Raw genomic sequence first — 7,496 nt, 5'->3', positions numbered from 1 at the left:
CGCCAACGTCGCACAGGCACAGGCCGCCGCCGCCCAGGCTGTCCGCGATGCCCAGGCCGCCCTGCCGGTCGTGACCGCCGCCGTCAAGCCGGGCAGCGCGCCCGCCGTCCCGGCGCCCGCCGATCCCAAGCTTGCCGCGAAGGCCGAAGCCCCGCGCGCCGCGCCCGAAGTGTCCCTGCCGCGTCCCGCCCGCGACCTGCGCGCCCAGGCCGAGCCGGCGCCTGCCCTGCCGGCGTCCGAGCACGCCGCCGAGGACGAACAGGCCGCCCTGCTGGCCGGCACGAGCCCGCAGCAATTCCAGGCTCCCCAGCACGGCGCCAGCGCCCAGGACACGCTCGCCCAGGCGCTTGCCGCCGCCACGCAGCGTCAGGCGGCGCCGGTGGTCAACCAGGCCGCCGTCGCGCAGCCCGTCGTGCCAGTCGTGCTGCAAGTGGCCACCCCGGTTGGCGCCACGCACTGGGGCACCGAACTCGGCCAGCAGATGGTCATGATGAGCAGCAACGCGCGTCAAGGCATGCAGACCGCCGAATTGCGCCTGGATCCTCCGGATCTCGGTCCGCTGCGCGTCAGCCTGAACCTGTCGGACGGCGTGGCAAGCGCCTCGTTCGTGTCCGCGCACGCCTCGGTGCGGCAAGCCATCGAAGTCGCCCTTCCGCAACTGCAGCAGGCGCTGGCCCAGGCCGGCATCTCGCTGGGACAGACCAGCGTGGGCGAGCAGGCCGCGCAGCAGGAATTCGCGCAGCAGAACGGCGGCGGATCGCAACGCCAGCATGGCGGCGCATCGGTTGCCGCGGACGGCGCGGCGGATGTCTCGCCGCCCGTGGTGACGGTGGCGCGCAACGCCAACGCGCTGGTCGACACCTTCGCGTAATGAACGAGCGGCCCGCGCCCGGCAACGGACGCGGGCAGTGCAGCAATAGCTTGAGATACGCGGCTTTCGCCCTGTTTTTCGCCTCCAAGCGGTGGCGGGATTTCGGGCAGAATGCTTTCATCCACTAAGAATCCGTTTTCACCAGCGGCACTACACGCATCGATACCCAGATGGCGACAATCAAACCCATTCCCGCGCCCGCGCGCGGCGCGACGACCTCCGGCGGCATCGGCCGCATCCTTCGCCCGGTGCTGGCGATCCTGGTGCTGCTTCTCGTTGCTGCAGCCAGCGCGGGCGCAACCTGGTTCATCACCCAGCGCCTGCAGCCGCAAGGCAACGGCGCCACGGTGCAGCTGGGCGTGGGCCAGGTTCCCGCCGGCCAGCCCGGACAACCTGGCCAGCCGGGCCAGGGCGCGCAAGGCCCCCAGGCCACGCCGACGACCTTCGTCGCGCCGTCCGCCACGCCCATCGCCGTGCCCGCCCCGATCTTCGTTCCGATCGAAGCCTTCACCGTCACGCTGCAGAACGCCGAAACCGAGCGCATCATGCACGTCGGCCTGACGCTGCGCGTGAGCGACGAACAGACCCGCACCCGCCTGGAAAAGTACATGCCGGAAGTGCGCAGCCGCATCCTGATGGTGCTGTCGTCGCAATCGCCCACCGGCGTGCAGACGCAGCAAGGCAAGAACGACATGGTCGCGGCCATCAAGCAGGCGGTCAACCGCCCCTTCTCGCCCCTGCCTGACGGCCAGTATGTCACCGACGTGCTGTTCACGGCGTTCGTGGTGCAATAAGCATGGCCTACGAGGCGTTTCTTTCGCAGGACGAGGTCGATGCGCTGCTGGCCGGCGTCACCGGCGAGAGCGATAGTAAAAAGGAATCCGCGGGCCAGAGCGCCGGCGCGCGCGCCTACGATCTGAGCTCCCCCGAGCGCGTCGTGCGCCGCCGCATGCAGACGCTGGAGCTCATCAACGAGCGTTTTGCGCGCCACATGCGCAACGTGCTGTTGAACTTCATGCGCCGCAGCGCCGACATCACCGTCGGTTCGATCAAGATCCAGAAGTACGCGGACTTCGAACGCAACCTGCCCGTGCCGAGCAATCTGAACATGATTCAGATGAAGCCGCTGCGCGGCACGGCGCTCTTCACGTATGACCCGAACCTGGTGTTCCTGGTCATCGACAGCCTGTTCGGCGGCGATGGCCGCTACCACACGCGTGTCGAAGGCCGGGACTTCACCACCACCGAACAGCGCATCATCCGGCGCCTGCTCAACCTGACCCTGGAAAGCTACGGCAAGTCGTGGGATCCCGTCTATCCGATCGAGTTCGAATACGTACGCTCGGAGATGCACACCAAGTTCGCCAGCATCACCGGCAACAATGAAGTGGTCGTCGTCACCTCGTTCCATATCGAATTCGGCGCGACCGGCGGCGACCTGAACATCTGCCTGCCCTATTCGATGATCGAGCCGGTGCGCGATCTGCTGACGCGTCCGCTGCAGGAGACCACACTTGAAGAGGTCGACCAGCGCTGGTCGCAGCAGCTTTCCCGCCAGGTGCGCAGCGCCGACATCGACGTGGTCGCGGAATTCGCGCGCATCCCGTCGTCGATCCGCGAACTGATGAGCCTGAAGGCCGGCGACGTCCTTCCGGTCGACGTGCCCGAAACCATCATCGCCAGCGTCGACGGCGTGCCGCTGATGGAATGCGGCTACGGCGTCTTCAACGGCCAATACGCCCTGCGCGTACAGAACCTGTTTACCCACGATACAGAACCCAACGAGGCCTCTGACCATGACTGACAAGAACGAGCCCGGCACCGGCTCGTCCCCGGCCGACGACTGGGCCGACGCGCTCGCCGAACAATCCCGCGCCACGCCGCCCACGCAAGCCGACGGTCTGAAGCCGCAGGACGACTGGGCCGCCGCGATGGCTGAACAGACCGCCGCCGCAGCGCCCGCGGCCCCCGCCCCGGCTGCGCCCGCGCCTGCCCAGGCTGCCGCGCCCGCCGCGCAGCCGGCATCGCAATCCGTGTTCAAGCCCCTGGCCGGCACCGCGCCCGGCCAGGGCACCGACATCGACCTGATCATGGACGTCCCCGTCCAGCTGACGGTCGAGCTGGGCCGCACCCGCCTGACCATCAAGAACCTGCTCCAGCTGGGCCAGGGCTCGGTGGTCGAGCTCGACGGCCTGGCCGGCGAACCGATGGACATCTTCGTCAACGGCTACCTGATCGCCCAGGGCGAAGTCGTGGTCGTCGAAGAAAAGTACGGCATCCGCCTGACCGACATCATCACCCCGTCCGAGCGGATCAACCGCTTGAACAACCGTCGCTAAAAGCCTGGCGCCATGACCGAACCCGCCCTGCTGCGCGTCATCATCGGCCTTGTGCTGGTGGTGGCCGCCATCCTGGTTTCGGCATGGCTGGCCAAGCGCGCCGGCCTGATGCAGCGCGGCGGCGGCAACCTGCTGCGCCAGGTCGCCAGCCTGCCCGTCGGGCCGCGCCAAAGCATCGTCGTCGTTGAAATCGAAGACACCTGGCTGGTGGTGGGCGTCGGCCCGAACCAGCTCACCACCCTGCATACCCTGCCCGCCGGCCAGTTGCCGGAGGGTTCGCCTCTGCCCACCGCCGCCTTTGCCGCCAAGCTGGGCCAGGCCCTGAAGCGCCGCTAGGCCCCTGCCGCCGAGGCGCGATTCCAGCGATACCCATGAGTTTGCTCACCCGCACGACACCCGCCCGCGCCAGCCACCGCGCGCTGCCTTTGCTGGCCGCCGCCGCGGTCCTGGGCCTGGCCTTCTTTCCGGCCGGTGTCGTCGCGCAGGCCACGCTGCCCGCGCTGACCGCCACGCCGGGCGCGGACGGCTCGCAGACCTACTCGCTCAGCATGCAGACCATGCTGCTGATGACGTCGCTGTCGTTCCTGCCGGCGGCGCTGCTGATGATGACGGGCTTCACGCGCATCATCATCGTGCTGGGCCTGCTGCGCAGCGCCATGGGCACCGCGATGTCGCCGCCCAACCACGTCCTGATCGGCCTGGCGCTGTTCCTGACCTTCTATACGATGTCGCCGGTGTTCGACAAGATCTACGCCGACGCCTACAAGCCGCTGTCCGAGGGCTCGATCCAGTTCGAGACGGCGGTCGAGCGCGCCGCCGGCCCGCTGCGCACCTTCATGCTGCACCAGACCCGCGAGAACGACCTGTCGCTGTTCGCGAACCTGGCCAAGCAGCCCGCGCTGGAAGATCCGTCTCAGGTGCCCATGCGCATCCTGGTGCCCGCCTTCATCACCAGCGAGCTCAAGACCGCATTCCAGATCGGCTTCACGATCTTCATCCCCTTCCTCATCATCGATCTGGTCGTGGCCAGCGTGCTGATGGCGCTGGGCATGATGATGGTGCCGCCCGTGACCGTGGCCCTGCCCTTCAAGCTGATGCTGTTCGTGCTGGCCGACGGCTGGAACCTGCTCATGGGCTCGCTTGCCCAGAGCTTCTACCAGTAGCGCCTGAAGGAGAATCGCCATGACTGCCGAAACCGTCATGACCATGACCTACCAGGCGATGAAGATCGTCCTGGCGATGGCGGGTCCGCTGCTGCTCGTCACCCTGGTCGTCGGCCTGGTCATCAGCATTTTCCAGGCGGCCACGCAGATCAATGAAATGACGCTGTCGTTCATTCCGAAGCTGCTCGCCATGTGCGGCGTGCTGGTGCTGCTGGGCCCCTGGCTGATCGGCGTCATGGTTGACTACATCCGGCAGCTCATCGGCCAGATCCCCATGCTGGTGTCCTGAGCGGCCCCCGCCGCAGGACGCCCGTCTTTCCGCCATGATCGCCTTCACGCTCGAGCAGCTCAATGGCTGGATCGGCCAGTTCCTCTGGCCGTTCGTGCGTATCCTGGCCCTGGTGGGCACGGCCCCGCTGTTTTCCGAATCGCTGATTCCGGTCAAGGTCAAAGTGGGCCTGTCCTTCATCCTGGCCGTCGCCATCAGCCCCGCGCTGGACCCCATGCCGCCCATTTCGCCGGGCTCGTTCGCCGGCCTGTGGATGGTGATGCAGCAGGTGCTGATCGGTATCGCCATGGGCTTTACCATGCGCCTGGTGTTCGCCGCCGTCCAGACCGCCGGCGAATTCGTCGGCCTGCAGATGGGCCTGTCGTTCGCCTCGTTCTTCGATCCCAGCTCCGGCGCCAACACGGCCGTGCTGTCGCGGCTGTTCAACATCGTCGCGATGCTGACATTCCTGGCGCTGGACGGCCACCTGCTGGTGCTGGCCGCCCTGGTCCGCTCCTTCGACACCCTGCCCATCGCCATGATCCAGCTGCACCAGAACGGCTGGGGCGCGGTGGTCGAATGGGGCAAGACCGTGTTCGTGTCCGGCCTGCTGCTGGCGCTGCCGCTGATCTGCGCGCTGCTGACCATCAACCTGGCCATGGGCATCCTGAACCGCGCGGCGCAGCAGCTGTCCGTGTTCTCCGTCGGCTTCCCGGTGACGCTGATCATCGGCGTGACGGTTCTGGCGGTCGTGCTGCCGCACGCCGGCCCGTTCCTGGAGTCCCTGTTCGAATCCGGACTGACGGCCATGAGCCGGGTGGTCGACGCGCTGGCGGGCCGGTAGGCGGCTTTCCGGGACGCGCAAAGAAAAGCGGCTGCATTGCAGCCGCTTCTTTTTTACGCCAGGCGCGCCCGTTGCTAGGACTGCCCGACCACCCGGAACACACGGATGGTTTCGCGCAATGCGCCCGACTGGTTGCCCAGCTGCATCACGGCGCCGCCCAGCTCCTGCACCAGCGCGGTGTTCTGGACCGTCATCACATCCATTTGCGACACCGCGGTATCGACCTGCTCGATGCCGCTGGACTGCTCCTGCGAGGCGCGCGAGATCTCGCCGATGATGTCGGTGACGCGGTGGACGGCCGCCACGATGTCCTGCATGGTCGCCCCGGCCTGCTCGGCCTGGGCCGAGCCTTCGGTGACGCGCTCGACCGAATCCTCGATCAGGCCCTTCACTTCCTTGGCGGCCTGGGCGCTCTTCTGCGCCAGGCTGCGCACCTCGCCCGCCACCACGGCAAAGCCCTTGCCCGACTCGCCCGCGCGGGCGGCTTCCACGGCCGCGTTCAGCGCCAGGATGTTGGTCTGGAAAGCGATGCCCTCGATGATGGTGACGATGTCCGCGATCTTGCGCGAACTGTCGGAGATGCCGTGCATGGTGTTGACCACCTGGCCGACCGCCACGCCGCCGCGGCGCGCCACGTCCATGCTGCTGGCCGCCAGCTGGTTGGCCTGCCTGGCGTTGTCGGCGTTCTGGCGCACGGTCGACGTCAGCTGCTCCATGCTGGCGGCGGTCTGCTGCAGCGAGGCCGCCTGGCCTTCCGTGCGGCCGGCCAGCTCCTGGTTGCCGCGCGCGATGTGAACGGCCGCATGGGTGGTGCCTTCGATGCCCCGGTACACGTCCTGGGCGATGCCGATGAGGCTTTTGCGCATGACCTCCAGCGAGAATTTCAGGCTGCCCACCTCGTCGTCGGACTCCGCGACGATCTGCGTGGTGAGGTTGCCCGCCGCGACCTGGCGCGCCATGTTGGCCGCATCGAGCATCGGTTCCAGCAGCGAGCGCGACAGGCTCCAGCCCATGGCGAAGATCGCCACGACGCCCAGCGCGATCGCGCCGCAGCCCAGCCCTGCGCCCCACGCGTCCAGGCCGGACCAATTGGCGTGCAGGCCATAGGCGCCGGCGGCGGCCACGATGCCCGACGACAGCATCGCATGGCGCAGCATGCGGTTGCGCACGCCACGCTGGAATGGGAATGCCAGCACGTCCAGGCTGCGGCGCCATCCTGCGCGCACCGGCCGCCCGCGCAGAATGCGCACGCCCCTGGCGGTGCCTTCGCGGATGCGCGCGTAGAGATCCTCGGCCATTTCGACCTGTTCTTCCGAGGGCCGAACGCGGACGGAGGAATAAGCCACGACCTCGCCGTTCTCGACGATCGGCGTGGCGTTGGCCAGCACCCAGTAGTAGCCGCCGTCCTTGCGCCGGTTCTTGACCACGCCCAGCCACGACTCGCCCGCTTCAAGCGTCTGCCACAGATCCTCGTAGGCTTCGGCCGGCATGTCCGGATGGCGCACGATGTTGTGCGGCTTGCCGATGAGTTCTTCGCGGGAGAAGCCGCTGACTTCGATGAACGCGGGATTCGCATAGACAATGCGGCCCTTGCTGTCGGTGCGCGAGATCAGGTACTGATCCTCGCGCAGCTTGGTTTCCACATCGGTGACGGGTAGATTGACGCGCACGGCTTGTCTCCAGTTACAACATATACGACAGCAGATTAACGATGGCGCTCGAATCGGACGCGACGCCCCGCATCGCCCCTTTCCCCGCCCGTTTCGTCAGGCGCGCCGCATCCCGCGCGGCTCGCCATCGGGTACTGTGTTTTCGGCCCGAAAAATCGGGCGCTAATATTATTTACGGTCATATTCACGAAAACTTAACGTGCTTATGACCGGACTCAGATGCCATATAACCAAAACTAATAAGCAAACCTCAGGCAAGCCGCGCGCGGCTCCTGAACGCAAAAAGGCCGCGCCCGATCCCCCGGCTGCGGAATCGGGCGCGGCCCGGGGTCACGCGGCAG

9 protein-coding genes are annotated in these 7,496 nt (G+C 67.2%); 8 read left to right on the top strand and 1 reads right to left on the bottom strand.

All coding sequences use genetic code 11. The annotated features are described in order from the left end of the window. The 8 genes from ABE485_RS30810 to fliR all read left to right on the top strand — a co-directional run. Positions 1-871, top strand: an 871-nt coding sequence (locus ABE485_RS30810; protein WP_346519049.1) for a flagellar hook-length control protein FliK, incomplete at its 5' end; no start/stop codon positions are given. 170 nt (positions 872-1,041) lie between these two features. Then, positions 1,042-1,665, top strand: coding sequence for a flagellar basal body-associated protein FliL (gene fliL / locus ABE485_RS30805; protein WP_346519048.1), 624 nt, complete (start codon positions 1,042-1,044; stop codon positions 1,663-1,665). Between the two features lie 2 nt (positions 1,666-1,667). Continuing rightward, entirely contained in the window at positions 1,668-2,675 is a 1,008-nt protein-coding gene (gene fliM / locus ABE485_RS30800) for a flagellar motor switch protein FliM (RefSeq protein WP_346519047.1), read from the top strand. Continuing rightward, on the top strand, positions 2,668-3,210 hold the full coding sequence (gene fliN / locus ABE485_RS30795; protein WP_346519046.1) for a flagellar motor switch protein FliN: 543 nt from the start codon (positions 2,668-2,670) through the stop codon (positions 3,208-3,210). Before fliM ends, fliN begins: the two co-directional genes overlap by 8 nt. 12 nt (positions 3,211-3,222) lie before the next feature. Further along, positions 3,223-3,546 (top strand): flagellar biosynthetic protein FliO, encoded by a 324-nt coding sequence (gene fliO, locus ABE485_RS30790; RefSeq protein WP_346519045.1) that lies wholly within the window; start codon positions 3,223-3,225, stop codon positions 3,544-3,546. A gap of 35 nt (positions 3,547-3,581) precedes the next feature. Beyond that, entirely contained in the window at positions 3,582-4,373 is a 792-nt protein-coding gene (gene fliP, locus ABE485_RS30785) for a flagellar type III secretion system pore protein FliP (protein ID WP_346519044.1), read from the top strand. 19 nt (positions 4,374-4,392) lie between these two features. Further along, positions 4,393-4,662 (top strand): flagellar biosynthesis protein FliQ, encoded by a 270-nt coding sequence (gene fliQ, locus ABE485_RS30780; protein WP_008163193.1) that lies wholly within the window; start codon positions 4,393-4,395, stop codon positions 4,660-4,662. A 34-nt stretch (positions 4,663-4,696) separates the two neighbouring features. Further along, the gene (gene fliR, locus ABE485_RS30775) at positions 4,697-5,485 is read left to right on the top strand and encodes a flagellar biosynthetic protein FliR (RefSeq protein WP_346519043.1); all 789 of its coding nucleotides are present in this window, start codon (positions 4,697-4,699) and stop codon (positions 5,483-5,485) included. 74 nt (positions 5,486-5,559) lie between these two features. Here fliR and ABE485_RS30770 read toward each other — a convergent pair whose 3' ends face one another. Next, a complete protein-coding gene (locus ABE485_RS30770) occupies positions 5,560-7,155 on the bottom strand; it encodes a methyl-accepting chemotaxis protein (protein ID WP_346519042.1) in 1,596 nt (531 codons plus the stop codon). Positions 7,156-7,496: the final 341 nt, after the last annotated feature.

Source organism: Achromobacter spanius (assembly GCF_039673305.1).
In the GTDB taxonomy this organism is placed as follows: Bacteria; Pseudomonadota; Gammaproteobacteria; order Burkholderiales; family Burkholderiaceae_B; genus Achromobacter; species Achromobacter spanius_F.
This window is presented reverse-complemented; position numbering and strand designations above follow the sequence as displayed.

Bases quoted from the DNA above. Each gene is read 5' to 3' on its own strand.
- fliL (WP_346519048.1), top strand. From the start codon at position 1,042: ATGGCGACAATCAAACCCATTCCCGCGCCCGCGCGCGGCGCGACGACC.
- fliM (WP_346519047.1), top strand. From the start codon at position 1,668: ATGGCCTACGAGGCGTTTCTTTCGCAGGACGAGGTCGATGCGCTGCTG.
- fliN (WP_346519046.1), top strand. From the start codon at position 2,668: ATGACTGACAAGAACGAGCCCGGCACCGGCTCGTCCCCGGCCGACGAC.
- fliO (WP_346519045.1), top strand. From the start codon at position 3,223: ATGACCGAACCCGCCCTGCTGCGCGTCATCATCGGCCTTGTGCTGGTG.
- fliP (WP_346519044.1), top strand. From the start codon at position 3,582: ATGAGTTTGCTCACCCGCACGACACCCGCCCGCGCCAGCCACCGCGCG.
- fliQ (WP_008163193.1), top strand. From the start codon at position 4,393: ATGACTGCCGAAACCGTCATGACCATGACCTACCAGGCGATGAAGATC.
- fliR (WP_346519043.1), top strand. From the start codon at position 4,697: ATGATCGCCTTCACGCTCGAGCAGCTCAATGGCTGGATCGGCCAGTTC.